This is a genomic window from Microbulbifer mixtoriginis (SeqCode), assembly GCF_052466695.1.
This window is the reverse complement of the sequence record NZ_CP174285.1, coordinates 4,650,513-4,665,151: the sequence shown is the minus strand read 5'-3', so window position 1 is coordinate 4,665,151 and position 14,639 is coordinate 4,650,513. Positions and strand designations below refer to the sequence as shown.

Sequence of the window (14,639 nt, the reverse complement as noted above, 5' to 3'; positions counted from 1 at the left end):
GAATCCAACTATCAGTTTATGTGCAGGTAGCACATAAAGAGCGGCTGTTTTAATGGCTGGGGAGGTCATTGTCACTTCTTTTATCAAGCCATTTTCGACTCATTCTCGATAAGCGTAAAAAGCTTCCCAAAGCAGGCCTACACGAGAGAAACAAGCGATTTCACGCCACAAGACGCTTATATCCTAATCATCTATGCTTTCTAATAATTCCCCGGCATCAATCGGGCAATGCCTACAGGAAACAATCGATGACAAAAGAGGGCGGCACGCCAACACACCTTTTCTGGCGAGTTATAACGCTCCTAATCCTATTACAATTTATTAACAGTTGTTCCAGCATCCAATTTGCCTACAACAATGTGGATTACTGGATTCGCTGGAAAGCCCAAAAATATGTAGAACTGGACCGCACCCAAAAAGGTGAGCTGCAGGGCGCCCTTAACAGCTTTTTTCGCTGGCACCGACAGACCCAACTCCCTCGCTACGCCGACTTTTTGAATAACCTAGCAAAAAGGGTCGATGAAGGAGCACTGGAAAAGCCCAACTTGCAACCTATCGATAAGCAGGTCCATCAGTTTTTAGCCGCCGCCAGTGAAAATGCTTACAACCTGATGTTGCCTTTGGCAGCGCAGTTGAGTGAACAACAGATTAATGAACTACAAGGCAATATGTGGAGAAAAGAGCAAAAGAGATTGGAAAAATGGCAACGCTCTCCGGAAAAAGTACAACATAAGCGCGACAAAATTATCCGGAGAGAAAGCATTCGCTGGCTCGGCGCCCTTACCGAAGAGCAAAAAAAAATGATTACCGCCTGGGTATCCAAAATGGAGTACAACCCTCTACAGCGCATCGAGCAACGAAGACTCTGGCAATCCAAAACCTTCGAATTATTGCGTAACAAACCGGAGGGATACCTGGAAAAAATTCGCAGCCTACTGCTCAACCCAGAACAACTCTGGCCGCCAGAATATCGCCAGAATCAGGAACAGCGCCAACAGCAGGCGCAAGAACTGGCCAAAAAAATATTAACCAGTACCAGCCTTGAACAACGCCGACATCTCAGTAAAACACTAAGAGAATACGCGCAGGACTTTCACTCCCTCGCCAACCAATAAAAATACCGAAGAAAAAAGATAAAGCGCACTTATAAGCCAATGCACCCTAAAAAGTAACCTTCAAAAATCGTAACATGGGGCTGACTAAGCCCAGCTCATACTGCTAAGCTCGCCAACTCTAATGACCAGCCAGGGGACTTCACGTGCAAATCGAATCCGCCAGTTTTGACCAGTTAGCCGAGTGGGAAAAAGAGCTGAGCTCCCACTATGAGCGCATCCGTCAACACGAGCTAAATCTGGATATCACCCGTGGCAAACCCTCCACAGAACAGTTGAATTTATCCGACAAACTCGACGGTATCCTGTGTAACGATTACCGCGCCGCAGGAGGCACTGACACCCGCAATTACGGCGGTTTAATCGGGCTCACTAGTGCTCGTGAACTTGGTGCGGATATGCTTCAAGTGCCCACAGAAGAGGTTATCGCCGCAGGCAACAGCTCCCTAACCCTGATGTATCACGCAGTATTAACCGGCTACCTGTTCGGCTTTGCCGGCAATACCCCCTGGCGAGAATTGAAAGCCCCCAAATTCCTCTGCCCTGTGCCCGGATATGATCGGCACTTCAGTATTTGTGCACAACTGGGGATCGGTATGGTCAGCATCCCCATGAATGATCAAGGACCTAATATGGACCTTGTAGAAAAGTATATTCGTGAGGACAATGAAATTATCGGTATCTGGTGCGTGCCCAAGTACTCCAATCCCAGTGGTATCACTTACAGTGATGAAACCGTAGAGCGCCTGGCTCAGCTCGGCCAAATCGCCAATCCAGGCTTTCGAATATTCTGGGATAACGCCTATGCTGTACACGACCTTGGACACTATGTCAGTCTCGCCAGCATTCGTACTGCCACTCTGGAAAATGACACTGTGGACTCAGTGCTTCAATTTGCCTCCACCTCTAAAGTCTCCCATGCCGGAGCCGGTGTCGCATTTGTCAGTGCCAGTAGTGCCAACCTGCAATCCTTGCAGCAACAGATGCAGACCATGACTATTGGCCCAGATAAAGTGAATCAGCTGCGCCACTCACGCTTCTTTACCGAATTCACCACCCTGAAGGAACACATGCGCAAGCATGCCAATATCCTTAAGCCCAAATTTGACTGTGTGCTGGAACACCTGCACAACGGTCTGGCTGAAATGGATCTGGGCCAATGGGAAAAACCTCAAGGAGGGTATTTTGTCTCCTTCAATACCCGCAAAGGCTGTGCCAAGGCCGTAGTCAAGTTGGCAGCAGAGGCCGGTGTAAAACTCACCCCTGCAGGTGCCACCTTCCCCTATGGCAAAGATCCTGAGGACAGCAATATCCGCATAGCACCGAGTTTCCCCCCCCTGGAAGAACTCGACACCGCCATGTCGGTGTTTGTACTGTGCGTGAAACTAGCCAGTGTGCGCCAGAAGCTGGAGCAACAGCGAAAGGCAGGATAACCTTCTGAAATGGTTTGGCAGAGAATCAAAAGGGCGGCATTAAAAACTGCCCTTTTGATTCAAGCAGCGTTTTCGCTTGAGAGATAGCGTCGTGCAAACTTCTCATCGGCTAAATCTAAATCGACCACCACGAGCCCATCAACGGAATCACAAAAGTCTGGATCAACATTGAAGGCGTGAAAACTAGTGCCACCCGGCTTGGTTAATGCAGCATACTTTTTGAAAAGTGGCGGTAAAACCACCCCCTCTTCACGCAACACCAGTTTTAACTGGCGCATATCCGCAATTGAATCCCCTGAGAGATCTGGCAGAGGTGCACCGGCATGCAAGAAAGGCAGACGCGCATCGCCCAGTGGGTTTTGTGGAGCAAAATAATGGGAAAAATATCTTACAATTGCCGACTTTGCCCGCACCGAAAATGTTCCCGGCATAGAAACAGGGCCAAATAAATAGCGTACTTTATTGCGCAAGACCCACTGGCCGATAGCGCTCCATAACAAATCCAGCCCTTTGCCCCTCCAGTATTCAGGCAGTAAGAAACTGCGACCAAGTTCTGCCGAACCCGGCAGGCAATATCGCGGTGGGGAGGGATAATTGAACAGGGTGCTGCTGTAGATCTCATTCTCTGCCAAGCTCTCGGTGCCCGCTATACGGTAGGCGCCCACTATCTGCTGGCAATGATGGTCCCACAGTAGCAAGTGGTCATAGTGCGCATCAAATGCATCCCAATCCCGACTCTGTCCTGTACCCTCACCCACTGCCCGGAAAGCCACTTCACGCGTACGCGCCAGCTCACGCATAACCGGGCAATCCGGCCGCTGCCGATAGAGTCGCACGGAGAAGTTCCCCTGGGAGGTCAGAGCTTCACAGCTCTCGATTATTTTTTTCACCTCCCCCCGAGACTCAGCAGCGGCAATAAGTTCCGGCCCCAGAGGCGCGGGAGAACGATGCAATTTATAAACATGTTTGCGCCAGAGAGCCGCCTGGGCACGGGGAGTTAGCGGCCAACTGCGGAAGTGCTCCGCTTCCAAGGGGCGGCCAATACGGATATCAATACCACGGCTGGCTTGCTTGAACATTTCTCGAATAAGCCAAAGGGTTGAAAGTGGTTTATTCAGCATCGACAGGCCGTAGAACCACCAGGAATTTCTGCCGAGCACTTGCACCGGTAAGATCGGTGCATTGGCCCTCTCAGCAAAGCGTACAAATCCAGGGTTCCAGCGCCCATCGCGCACCCCCTGGGGGCTTAGGCGTGAAACCTCACCGGCGGGAAAAATAATTACAGCCCCACCCAGGCCGAGATAATCATAAATCCCTTGCACATCGGCACGGCGGGTACGTCCGTTAAAGTTATCTACCGGCAAAAAATATGGACGCAATGGATGAATATTCCATAAAAGGTGACTGGCAATTGCACGCACATCCTTGCGCACTCTGGCAACCATATCGATTAATGCCAGGCCATCCAGGCTGCCCAGGGGGTGATTAGCCACAATAATCAAGGGCCCAGTCACTGGCACCCGCTCCAATTCCGAGGGATTTAACTCATAGCGGAAATTGAGGTCACTAAATAACTGGCGAATAAAATCCAACCCTCCCAAGTGAGGGTAACGCCGCCCAAATTCTACAATCTGTTCCTCACAACAAATTTTTTTAAGGGTAGCGGAGACCAATTTTCGTGTGGGCTTTTGCGGCGCTGCGCTGTACCAGGCATTTTTTTGTAACAGTGTTTCAAGCTGAATCATGCGGCCACCACCTCTGTCATTATGCTGGCTATTTTTGGGGCCCGGTACCAATGAAGCAGTTCCAGGCTGCCATCTTGTTGTTCTACCACGGCACTCATCGAGTCAACCCAATCACCGCAGTTTGCGTAAATAACCGTACGCCCACCTCTGTTCTTATTGCGCAGCGCCGGGCGATGAATATGCCCACAGATAATCCCATCCATCCCCTTGGCCTGAGCCTCACCCACAGCGACATTTTCGAAATCGGTCATCATTTGCCTGGCTGCACTCACACGGTTCTTTACTTGGCTGGCCAGAGACCACCAGGGCTTGTTGAAACGACTGCGCCAATAATTAATCCAGCGGTTAAATCGCAGCATCAGATAGTAACTGCGATCCCCAATGTGGTAACTGAACGGATTAATTTTGATATTATGTTCAAATTGATCGCCGTGGGTTACCCAGTAGCGTTTACCGCTGGCAGCTGTGTGAATCCAATCGCGCTCGATACGAATATTGCCCAAACGTTTACCCGCCCAGCTGCGCATGGGGGCGTCGTGATTTCCGGGAATATAAATAACCTCCGGAGTAAGACTGCTTAACTCCGAAAGCATCCCCAACAACATAGAGGATGCCTGACACCAGGTGCCTTTCCCTTTAGAGAGGGCATACATATCGAAAATATCCCCTACCAGGTACACCTTATCGGCACGATTCTGTGCCAGAAAATCCGCCAACCGATGAGGCTCACTGTCTCTACTACCCAAATGGACATCAGATATCCACAGCGCATGGTAGCGATTGCCCATAGCAAGGCTCCAACCTTTGACCAGTAATCAACTCGCGTAAAGACTGATAACTAGCCTGCTGAGCGCCAACCTATGCCATGCAGTGGAATTTATCGGTCAATAGTTTGCAAGCCGCGAACAGGCGAACGCTTATTAGATATCGATCAAATACCATCAAGGCCAATGATCGCCTGCGCAGTCACTTTGCAGCGATTTGATGACAGTCCAGAGGACCTTTATTGAAGCTTATATTGCAGTGAAACCCGCTAGACTGCGAGGGCTTTAGGCGCCCGAATCAGCCTGGCCCAAGGCCAGCTGATTCGGTAAAGGGGGAGGGTTATTCGGTATCTTGGGGATGGCGAATGGGCGGCGCAAAGGGAAACTTTGCAACTTTATCGCCTTTAACTTCAACAATTTTGCCTGTCCCCTCTTTTTCCACCTCATCGATACGCACAATACTATGCATCGGGATATAGGAACGGGTTACCGAGGCAAACTCGGTTTTTAGCTTTTCTTCACTGGGGTCCACTACCAGCTGGGCCTTCTCCCCGAAAACAAACTCCTCGACTTCAATAAAGCCGTACATATCGCTCTGATAAATCGCCCGGGCATAGAGTTCATACACCTGGCTTTGGTTGTGGAAAATCACTTTATATATCGGGTTGGCCATAAGTCTCTCAGGATGGGGAATACCCCGAAGCTCGAAGTTGTTCAGAAAGCGGGCAAAGCCCGAAAAAGCGCGCAAGAATAGCACAGGTTCTCAACCGCTAATATAGCCATCTATGCAGTGCCGGGTCCTGTCGCTATAATGCCCCACCCGTTTAATTGACCAGTTTTTAATCAGGCACGATATGTCCGATACACCGGCGAAAAAGCTATACATCAAAACCCACGGCTGCCAAATGAATGAGTACGATTCCGCCAGGATGCGCGATCTACTCGGCGAGTCTCACGCTATGGTACCCACCGACGATCCCGAAGAGGCGGACGTTCTCCTGGTCAATACCTGTTCCATTCGCGAGAAAGCTCAGGAAAAACTGTTCCACCAGCTGGGTCGCTGGAGGCGCCTCAAGGAAAAAAATCCCGAGCTGGTTATCGGCGTCGGTGGCTGTGTAGCCAGCCAGGAGGGCGAGGCTATCGCCAAGCGCGCGCCCTATGTAGATCTGATCTTTGGCCCGCAAACTCTGCACCGCCTTCCAGAAATGATGGAAACCAAAGAGCAGAAGAATGGCGTGGTCGTTGTAGATATCAGCTTCCCTGAGATCGAGAAGTTCGACCGATTGCCACAACCTGAAGCCGACGGAGCCACGGCTTTTGTCTCCATTATGGAAGGTTGCTCCAAGTACTGCACATTCTGTGTAGTGCCCTACACTCGCGGCGAGGAAGTGAGCCGCCCAGTCGCCGATGTACTGGAAGAAGTTGCACACTTAGCAGAGCAGGGTGTCAGGGAAGTGAATCTACTGGGCCAGAACGTCAACGCCTACCGCGCCGCAGGGGTAGACGGACAGGAAGTGGACTTCGCCGAGCTGATCACCTATGTAGCGGCAATTGATGGCATCGACCGCATCCGCTACACCACATCACATCCGGTAGAGTTCTCCGATGCTTTGATCGACGTCTATGCACAGGTGCCTGAACTGGTCAGCCACCTGCATCTGCCAGTGCAAAGTGGCTCCGACCGTATTTTAATGGCCATGAAACGTGGACACACCGCGCTGGAATACAAGTCAAAGATTCGCCGCCTGAAGAAAATACGCCCGGACATCTGCCTGTCTTCGGACTTTATCGTGGGCTTCCCCGGTGAAACCGACAGAGATTTCGAAGCTACCATGAACCTGATTCAGGAAGTGGGCTTTGATATATCTTTCAGCTTTATTTATTCCCCGCGCCCAGGTACTCCGGCAGCGGATCTCCCCGACGACACCCCGGAAGACGTCAAAAAAGAGCGCCTGCAGCTTTTGCAAAACCGTATCAACCAGCAGGCCCAGGCAATTGCCCGGCACATGGTAGGTAACACTGAACGGGTTCTGGTGACCGGAGTATCCAAGAAGGATCCAGGACAGCTGCAAGGACGCACTGAAAACAATCGGGTGGTAAATTTCCGCGCCGATGACTTGGCCCTAATCGGCAAATTTGCCGATGTCCTGATTGAGGAAGCCCTGCCAAACTCCCTACGCGGCACTTTACTCACCTCGGAACTGGAAGAGGACTTATTCTGATCTGAGGCATTGTGACCGTCCTTCCCCCCAGGCAAGGCGTGCTTTAAAACCACGCCTTGCCACCCAAATTTCCTAATAACACCTCTGAAATTACAAGCTGTAATTAAAATCGGGTAAAGTTAGAACCTATTGGTAGCACCCAAAGCTTTCCTATCTGGGGAAAATGGGTATACCCTAGCTATGAACCCTCTAGATTAAGGTGCCGGAAACCAGTTTGGAAACGCAAACCCTCGCTCAAAGTATTACCCTCGAGCCCAACGATGCTCGCCGTCTCGCCAACCTCTGCGGTCAGTTCGACCAACATCTGCGCCAAATAGAACAGCGACTGGATATTGAGATCCGCAATCGCGGCAATCAGTTCGCCGTCTACGGTGAAGCTAAAAAAGCCAAGGCTGCCTGTGAATTACTTAGCTTCCTGTACAAGGAGACTGACTCTCGGGATCAACTAACCCCCGATGAGATCCACTTAGCCTTGCAACAAGCCGGTGTAGAGGAGCTTCTCCACAAGGGAGAGAAGGGCGAATCCACTGAAGCAGACCAGGTGGTATTGATTCGTACTAAGAAATGCTCTGTGCGTCCCCGAGGTTTGAATCAGCGCAAGTATGTGCATGCGGTTCAGAGTAACGATATCAATTTCGGTATTGGCCCAGCGGGTACCGGCAAGACCTACCTCGCAGTAGCCTGTGCGGTCGAGGCCCTGCTCAAAGACCAAGTGGAGCGTATCTTACTAGTGCGCCCGGCGGTAGAAGCAGGCGAAAAGCTCGGCTTTCTCCCCGGTGACCTGAGTCAGAAGGTAGACCCCTACCTACGACCGCTGTACGACGCACTCTATGAAATGCTCGGCTTTGAAACAGTGGGCAAACTCATTGAGCGCAATGTGATCGAGGTAGCCCCCCTGGCCTATATGCGTGGGCGCACCCTCAACAACGCCTTTGTCATTCTCGATGAAAGCCAAAACACCACCCGCGAGCAGATGAAAATGTTCCTGACCCGGATCGGTTTCGGCTCCACTGCAGTGATTACCGGAGACCCGAGCCAGGTGGACCTGCCACGAGGACAGGCCTCGGGGCTGCGTCACGCGGTGGAAGTCCTGAGCAAGGTCAACGGCATCAGCTTTACCCATTTCGGCGCCAAGGATGTTGTCCGCCACCCTCTCGTACAACGTATTGTCGAAGCCTACGATATCCACGAGGCTGAGCGGGATGCCAGTGTCAGCAACAAAGCCGACGAGAATGCCGCCTGAGGTTCCTCCACAGAGTTATGATTGATTTAACCCTTGATGTGCAGCGGGCTAGCCACTGCACAAACCTACCCTCCGATGAAAAGATCCGCACCTGGGTCATTAACGCTCTGTCCGGCCGAAAAGATGAGGCCGAACTGGCAGTTCGAATCGTCGACGAAGAGGAGAGCCAAGCGCTCAACGCGCAATATCGCGGCAAAGATAAGCCGACCAATGTCCTGTCCTTCCAAGCAGACTTTCCCGCAGAGCTGAACCTCCCACTATTAGGAGACTTGGTAATTTGTGCTCCCGTTGTGGAGAAGGAAGCGGAGCAACAGAACAAAACGACTGAGGCGCACTGGGCACATATGCTAGTCCATGGCACACTGCACCTTCTGGGTTATGACCATATCAAAGACAGCGATGCGGAAATCATGGAAAGGCTAGAGACTGGCCTAATGACCCATCTCGGCTTTGCGGACCCCTACACCCCTCTCGATGAGGCGGGATAACGAGGGTTGAAATGGATCTACCCACTAACGATTACTGATTGAAATAGACGAGAGATATTCGGAGCATGGCCACTTCCATGACCACTGACGAGCCCCCAAGTAGTCACTCTTCCAGCAAAGCCAGGTCGAGTGAAAAGAACTGGCTGGAAAGATTGTTTGGTGCATTTTCTGCCGAACCCAAGTCCCGCGATGAACTATTGGACATCATCAAAGACGCCGCTGAAAATCAGCTGGTTGACGCCGAGGCCCTGTCCATCATCGAGGGCGCCCTGGACGTATCCAACCAGCAGGTTCGGGAGATAATGATCCCTCGCTCGCAGATGGTGGTTGTAGGGCTACAGGACAAGCCGGAAACGTTTCTCCCCAAGATTATCGAGTCAGGCCATTCACGCTTTCCTGTCGTCGGCGAGAGTATCGACGATATCCGCGGAATACTGCTAGCCAAAGACCTGCTCCCCCTGCTCCTCAAGGGCGTCGGCGAATTTCAACTCGAAGATATTATTCGCCCAGCCAATATCATCCCTGAAAGTAAGCGCCTCAACATTCTCCTGCGAGAGTTCCGTGAAAACCGCTACCACATGGCCATCGTTATCGACGAATATGGCGGCGTTTCCGGCGTAGTGACCATTGAGGACATCCTCGAAGAAATTGTCGGTGAGATCGAAGACGAAACCGATGAGGAAGAGGCAGATAGCTTTATCCGCCGGGTGGGAGAAAATGACTATATAGTCAAAGCTCTCACGCCGATTGAAGAGTTCAATGAATTTTTTAAATCTGAATTCAGCGATGAAGAATTCGACACGGTTGGTGGTCTGATTATGCAGTCTTTCGGCCACTTGCCCGGTCGCGATGAAGTCACCCGCCTGGGAGACTTCCTCTTCCGGGTGCTCTACGCGGACAGCCGGCAAATCCACCTGCTGCGCGTGGCCCATATGCGTAAACCACCCGATGAAGATTGAGCTAAGCCCCCTCTGGGGCTCTAGCCAAGATTTTCTCGGGTAGGATGCAGCCGCAACGGCGGCTACCGATTAAGCGAGTCTATGCGAAGATTACTTTTACCTGCCGCTGGTGCAGCTGCCGGCGGGCTAATGACGCTCTCCCTGGCCCCTTTCAACTATTGGTTGTGCGGCCTACTTTCTCTGGCGCTTTTTGCCGGGCTATTCCTGTTTGCCTCTCGCGGCAAGCCGCTACGTGGGCGCACCAGCCTCTGGCTAGCTTTCTGTTATGGGCTAGGCCTTTACGCCACTGGTGGCTCTTGGGTCTATGTCTCAATTACCAATTTTGGCAATTCTTCGCCGCCGCTAGGATTCGCACTCACCGCCAGCTTCGTCGCGCTGATGGCGGCGCTGCTTGCAGCACCGTTCTATTTCCTCGGTCGCTTTACCGCCAACAAATTTAGCTTCGCCCTCGCCTTTGCCGCACTCTGGTTTATCAGTGAGTGGTTCCGCAGCTGGATGTTCACTGGCTTTCCCTGGCTGTTCGCCGGCTATGCCCACTTGGAGACCTGGCTATCTGGTTGGGCTCCGGTGGTGAGTGTCTACGGAATTGGACTTTTTCTGGCCCTCTCCGGTGCGGTCATCGCACTGGCTGCCAGTGGCCGCTTGTCCCCCCTCAAGCGACCGGCCCATATTGTACTGATTGGAGCAGCAATCGTACCCTGGCCCCTCGGTGCTGCCCTGGCCAATATACAGTGGACTCAGGCAGAGGGAGGCATCATCACCGTTGGACTGGTACAGGCTAATATTCCCCAGGAGAAAAAGTGGCTGCCGGAGTTTCGCGGCGAGACTATTAGCCGCTATCAGGAGGGTACCCGCACCCTGAGCGAGCGTGATGTCGACGTTATAATCTGGCCTGAAGCAGCGCTACCCATGTTTTACGGCCAGGCTCCGAACCTAATGCAGGCTCTGCAACGCAATGCAGAGAAAACCGGCATTGATCTTATCAGCGGAATTCTCTACGACACCCACAGCCCTGTGGATAACTCTCGCAAAGTCCACAACTCCGCAGCGGTCTTTGGCCGCAGCCCCAGTGTTTACCATAAGCGTCACCTGGTACCTTTTGGTGAGTATGTCCCACTGGAGGAGCTGATTCGAGGCACTATCGAATTCTTCAATTTACCCACCTCCTTTATTCGCTCCGGACCCGACCAACAGGGGCCACTGAATGCTGCAGGAGCACGTTGGGCTCCACTAATCTGCTATGAAATTGTCTACCCTCGCCTAGTGGCGGATAGCGCTCTCACCTCCCAGGTACTCCTGACCATCAGTAATGATGCCTGGTTCGGTGAATCCATAGGGCCGTTGCAGCATATGCAAATGGCGCAAATGCGCGCACTGGAAACCGGTCGCTATTTAGTCCGCGGCACCAATACCGGTGTAACCGCGATTGTCGATCCCCGCGGACTTATCATTGAGCAGCTGCCACAATTTGAGCAAGCCAATATGAGCGGTGACATACGTGCGATGCGCGGCTCAACACCATTTATGCTTGCCGGAATTTTCTCAGTATTTGCCCTGGCACTACCAATGTTGGCGCTAGCTGTAATTCTCAATCGCAAGCGAAAGAACAGCGCTGCCAAGCCAATGACCGGGGGAGTGACCGAATAGTAATGACCTGCCACTGATCACTCTAAAGTGCGCCGCCGAGACACCCCGCATGTGCAGATGACTGCTATGCTGCATGCAATTTACCTGTGAAATTATGGCGGGGATGGGCAGTCTATGCATTGCTTAATCAGTGGTGGCACCGGTTTGATCGGTAGACTCTTTTGCCAACGCTGGCTCGCTCGTGGCGACACACTGACAGTACTTAGTCGCCATCCGGATAAGATACACCAACTCTGCGGAGAGTCTGTCAATGCCGCCAGCGCTCCTGAAGAGGTGCAAGAGCGGGTAGATGTTGTTGTCAATCTGGCAGGGGAACCCATTTCCTCTCGCTGGACCGAGAAACGCCGTGCCGAAATTCGCAACTCACGCCTGAATACTACCGAACGGCTAGTACGCTGGACACTCGCCCAAAGAGAACGCCCCAATTACTTTCTCTCAGGATCTGCTATTGGATACTACGGAGACCGTGGCGGCGAACTGCTCAAGGAGGACAGCCCTGCTGGCGGAGGGTTTTCCGCACAACTGTGCCGTGACTGGGAAGCGGCCACACTGCCACTACAAAGGGCCGGAATGTGCGTCGGAATCATACGCACCGCTATTGTGCTCTCCAACCGAGGGGGAGCACTTCCCAAAATGCTACCGGCATTTCGCCTGGGGCTTGGTGGACCAATGGGTTCTGGCGAACACTGGATGAGCTGGATTCACGAAGACGACGAAGTCGGATTGATACTTCACGCTATTGACCAACACCTATGCACCCCTTTTAACGCCAGTGCTCCAGAAGCAGTTACCAATAACAGCTTCAGCCGCTTATTGGCAAAACAGCTACACCGCCCCTGCTTTTTCCGTTCTCCAGCCTGGCTGCTGAAAACCCTGTTCGGGGAAATGGCAGAAGAGCTACTCCTTGCCAGCGAAAGAGTGGAGCCCCGAGCCGCCTTAAACAGCGGCTACAGTTTCCAGTTTCCTACCCTGGAACAAGCACTAGCCGACCTGCTAGCTAAAGACAATGCTAGTAATAAGGTAAGTGTCTGATTCCTGGGCACTTTTATTGGCTGGATCAGGCTATGCTGCTTAAGCAGCAACCACGCTACTCTCCAGGGCCTGCATTAAATAACGCCGACTGGATTCACTGGTGACTAAATCCCCGTGACTACCCATAGGGGCTGAGCCAACCCAGTGCGCGTGCCAGCGATACCACTGGGACTCCTCTGCATTTACCCGCAGCTCGATGAATTCCACTTCTGCAGGATCTAAACCGAACTCACGGACAATTTGCCCCGCAAATGTCTCGAAATTTTTATTCAAATGGGCCCCGCTCTCAGCACCGCCACATAGGAAAAACAGAATTCGGCCATCCTGGTCCACACGCTTGAAGCCGATCCAAACAGCCCGGTTGAGTCGGTTGTGCAATTGGATGGGAGTGAAGGAAACCGGGATGCCCTTCATCATAAGGTTATCTCGTTTATTGTTATGGTTGTTATCCACAGTCGCTACTCCAATGTAAGTAGTAATTAGCGGGTGAGATCTGTGGCGCCAGTCGTCCATTACCTAGTACAACCAGCTTTCAAAAAACAGATGCAATCCCTCGCCGACGCCTATTCCCTCATGCCTGATAAGTATCTGAGAGCACCGCATCACAAAAGTTCCTCAGCACTTTTTGGCCTGTGGCAGTGGTCGATATTGATACCAGGCTTGTGCCAATAGTTCCCGCCAATAGGCCTGAGTCCGCAGCAGCGCCTCAGCACTGGGAACCCAATTTAAGACCCCACCCTTTTCCCTTGACTCTAACTCAGAAGCACTGCCCACTGATAAAGGCTGTACCTTTAGGCCTGCGCGGGTAAAAACTGCCGCAGCCCTGGGCATGTGCCACCAGTGAGTGGCGAGCACAATAGTTCCCACACCTGAATTGCGCAATATCTCCGCGCTATTTACCGCGTTCTCTGCGGTAGTTCGACTGCAAGCTTCGCGCCAACTCACCGGGCGGGACATCTCATCCAACATTTTCGCCATCAACTCTGCCTCAGAGACATGCTCATCCGGTGAAACACGGCCGCCGGACACCAGGATTGGCATATCCCTTGGGACATGCTTTGCTGCCCAGATCACCCTCTCCAAACTGGACGCAGATAGGTACTCATAGCCTTGCTGATTATCCCTGTAAACACCGCCTCCGAGGATCACCACAGCCCTTGGAGCTGCCTCTGTATCAGGTAAATCTGCTACAACGCCCAAGCGCTTACCGATCCAGCTTGAAAAAGCCGGAGTAGCACTAAGCCAGAGCAGACAAAATGAGAGGATCGCCAATGGCAGAGACAATTTCTCCAGCAAAGAGCCTTCAGGAAAAAAGCGTATCAAGAATGCCGCCAGCAGCCCCAGCATTGGCGCCAGTGGTGGCATCAACAAATTGACCGCTATTTTATACAGCTCAATCAATACTCAAGGCCGCCTTCTATTTGCCTGAAGCAACCATAGCCACAGCGGTGACAGGGTGTAATTTGACTATTCTCCGGCGGCTGAGCGAGATAACCACACCCCAGACATTGCAGTTCCTCATCGGCCCCCACTATCTCACCCGCAAGGGCCCAGGGTTTGCCTTCACGGATACAACGCATAAGATTGGGCCAAGCCGTTTCTGTCGGGTCCGCTGCGTTCAGCAACCAGTCACCCCCGCGCTCTTCCAGAGTAATCAGCTCCCCTCCCAGACCGCGCATATAATCCCCGGCTCGATGCAGATCATCTTTTAACCAGGCGCGAAGAAAAGCGACCTTATTTGCGGTCAGGTCCTCAACTGCCAGCTCTCCCTCAATCAAATCCTCCAGGTCTTCACGAAACTCATCGGCCAGATCGTCCTTCGGCGGTAACTTCGGTTCCTTCGTCACGGTATCCCTCCTATAATCTCGCGTTTACGCATCCTAAAAGATGCTCTGGGGGCAGTCCTTGATCGCAATCAATCCTTTTGCTTGTCGATCCAGAGCTGCTTCCACTAAAACACTGAAAAGTTTCCCCGCAAAATTTGATCACAGAGT

14 protein-coding genes are annotated in these 14,639 nt (G+C 52.2%); 8 read left to right on the top strand and 6 right to left on the bottom strand.

Annotated features, from left to right (window positions below; translation table 11 throughout):
• Positions 1-248 precede the first annotated feature (248 nt).
• Both ACJJI0_RS20400 and ACJJI0_RS20395 read left to right on the top strand, forming a co-directional pair.
• On the top strand, positions 249-1,115 hold the full coding sequence (locus ACJJI0_RS20400) for a DUF6279 family lipoprotein (protein WP_444883985.1): 867 nt from the start codon (positions 249-251) through the stop codon (positions 1,113-1,115).
• Between the two features lie 143 nt (positions 1,116-1,258).
• A complete protein-coding gene (locus ACJJI0_RS20395; protein WP_444883984.1) occupies positions 1,259-2,545 on the top strand; it encodes an aspartate aminotransferase type Ic in 1,287 nt (428 codons plus the stop codon).
• A 59-nt stretch (positions 2,546-2,604) separates the two neighbouring features.
• Here ACJJI0_RS20395 and olsF read toward each other — a convergent pair whose 3' ends face one another.
• The 3 genes from olsF to ACJJI0_RS20380 form a co-directional block, all read right to left on the bottom strand.
• Complete coding sequence (olsF, locus tag ACJJI0_RS20390) at positions 2,605-4,290, bottom strand: bifunctional ornithine lipid synthase OlsF (RefSeq protein WP_444883983.1); 1,686 nt, start codon at positions 4,288-4,290, stop codon at positions 2,605-2,607.
• Positions 4,287-5,078, bottom strand: coding sequence for a UDP-2,3-diacylglucosamine diphosphatase (locus tag ACJJI0_RS20385; RefSeq protein WP_444883982.1), 792 nt, complete (start codon positions 5,076-5,078; stop codon positions 4,287-4,289). The genes olsF and ACJJI0_RS20385 overlap by 4 nt, the downstream gene beginning before the upstream one ends.
• Before the next feature lie 316 nt (positions 5,079-5,394).
• Positions 5,395-5,727 carry a DUF1820 family protein gene (locus tag ACJJI0_RS20380; RefSeq protein ID WP_211214910.1) on the bottom strand — a complete coding sequence of 111 codons (333 nt, stop codon included), beginning with the start codon at positions 5,725-5,727 and terminating at the stop codon, positions 5,395-5,397.
• Between the two features lie 181 nt (positions 5,728-5,908).
• On the opposite strand from ACJJI0_RS20380, the gene miaB reads away from it, so the two are divergent.
• The 6 genes from miaB to ACJJI0_RS20350 all read left to right on the top strand — a co-directional run bounded on the left by miaB (position 5,909) and on the right by ACJJI0_RS20350 (position 12,645).
• Complete coding sequence (gene miaB / locus ACJJI0_RS20375; protein WP_444883981.1) at positions 5,909-7,276, top strand: tRNA (N6-isopentenyl adenosine(37)-C2)-methylthiotransferase MiaB; 1,368 nt, start codon at positions 5,909-5,911, stop codon at positions 7,274-7,276.
• A gap of 214 nt (positions 7,277-7,490) precedes the next feature.
• Positions 7,491-8,519: a PhoH family protein gene (locus ACJJI0_RS20370; RefSeq protein ID WP_444883980.1), complete on the top strand. Its 1,029-nt coding sequence runs from the start codon at positions 7,491-7,493 to the stop codon at positions 8,517-8,519.
• Positions 8,520-8,536: 17 nt separating this feature from the next.
• Positions 8,537-9,007 carry an rRNA maturation RNase YbeY gene (ybeY, locus tag ACJJI0_RS20365; RefSeq protein ID WP_444883979.1) on the top strand — a complete coding sequence of 157 codons (471 nt, stop codon included), beginning with the start codon at positions 8,537-8,539 and terminating at the stop codon, positions 9,005-9,007.
• A gap of 65 nt (positions 9,008-9,072) precedes the next feature.
• Positions 9,073-9,966, top strand: a complete 894-nt coding sequence (locus ACJJI0_RS20360; RefSeq protein WP_435583622.1) for a CorC family transporter — start codon at positions 9,073-9,075, stop codon at positions 9,964-9,966.
• Between the two features lie 81 nt (positions 9,967-10,047).
• Positions 10,048-11,613 carry an apolipoprotein N-acyltransferase gene (lnt, locus tag ACJJI0_RS20355; RefSeq protein WP_444883978.1) on the top strand — a complete coding sequence of 522 codons (1,566 nt, stop codon included), beginning with the start codon at positions 10,048-10,050 and terminating at the stop codon, positions 11,611-11,613.
• A 114-nt stretch (positions 11,614-11,727) separates the two neighbouring features.
• Positions 11,728-12,645: a TIGR01777 family oxidoreductase gene (locus ACJJI0_RS20350; protein ID WP_444883977.1), complete on the top strand. Its 918-nt coding sequence runs from the start codon at positions 11,728-11,730 to the stop codon at positions 12,643-12,645.
• A gap of 39 nt (positions 12,646-12,684) precedes the next feature.
• Here ACJJI0_RS20350 and ACJJI0_RS20345 read toward each other — a convergent pair whose 3' ends face one another.
• The 3 genes from ACJJI0_RS20345 to ACJJI0_RS20335 form a co-directional block, all read right to left on the bottom strand.
• Entirely contained in the window at positions 12,685-13,098 is a 414-nt protein-coding gene (locus ACJJI0_RS20345) for a hypothetical protein (protein WP_252083072.1), read from the bottom strand.
• A 162-nt stretch (positions 13,099-13,260) separates the two neighbouring features.
• Positions 13,261-14,046, bottom strand: a complete 786-nt coding sequence (locus tag ACJJI0_RS20340) for a YdcF family protein (protein WP_444883976.1) — start codon at positions 14,044-14,046, stop codon at positions 13,261-13,263.
• On the bottom strand, positions 14,043-14,492 hold the full coding sequence (locus ACJJI0_RS20335; RefSeq protein ID WP_252083074.1) for a zinc ribbon-containing protein: 450 nt from the start codon (positions 14,490-14,492) through the stop codon (positions 14,043-14,045). Before ACJJI0_RS20335 ends, ACJJI0_RS20340 begins: the two co-directional genes overlap by 4 nt.
• Between the last annotated feature and the right edge of the window lie 147 nt (positions 14,493-14,639).

Excerpts from the sequence above, each read along its gene's own strand:
- lnt (WP_444883978.1), top strand. The coding sequence starts at position 10,048 with ATGCGAAGATTACTTTTACCTGCCGCTGGTGCAGCTGCCGGCGGGCTA.
- ACJJI0_RS20400 (WP_444883985.1), top strand. The coding sequence starts at position 249 with ATGACAAAAGAGGGCGGCACGCCAACACACCTTTTCTGGCGAGTTATA.
- ACJJI0_RS20360 (WP_435583622.1), top strand. The coding sequence starts at position 9,073 with ATGGCCACTTCCATGACCACTGACGAGCCCCCAAGTAGTCACTCTTCC.
- miaB (WP_444883981.1), top strand. The coding sequence starts at position 5,909 with ATGTCCGATACACCGGCGAAAAAGCTATACATCAAAACCCACGGCTGC.
- olsF (WP_444883983.1), bottom strand. The coding sequence starts at position 4,290 with ATGATTCAGCTTGAAACACTGTTACAAAAAAATGCCTGGTACAGCGCA.
- ACJJI0_RS20385 (WP_444883982.1), bottom strand. The coding sequence starts at position 5,078 with ATGGGCAATCGCTACCATGCGCTGTGGATATCTGATGTCCATTTGGGT.
- ybeY (WP_444883979.1), top strand. The coding sequence starts at position 8,537 with ATGATTGATTTAACCCTTGATGTGCAGCGGGCTAGCCACTGCACAAAC.
- ACJJI0_RS20350 (WP_444883977.1), top strand. The coding sequence starts at position 11,728 with ATGCATTGCTTAATCAGTGGTGGCACCGGTTTGATCGGTAGACTCTTT.
- ACJJI0_RS20380 (WP_211214910.1), bottom strand. The coding sequence starts at position 5,727 with ATGGCCAACCCGATATATAAAGTGATTTTCCACAACCAAAGCCAGGTG.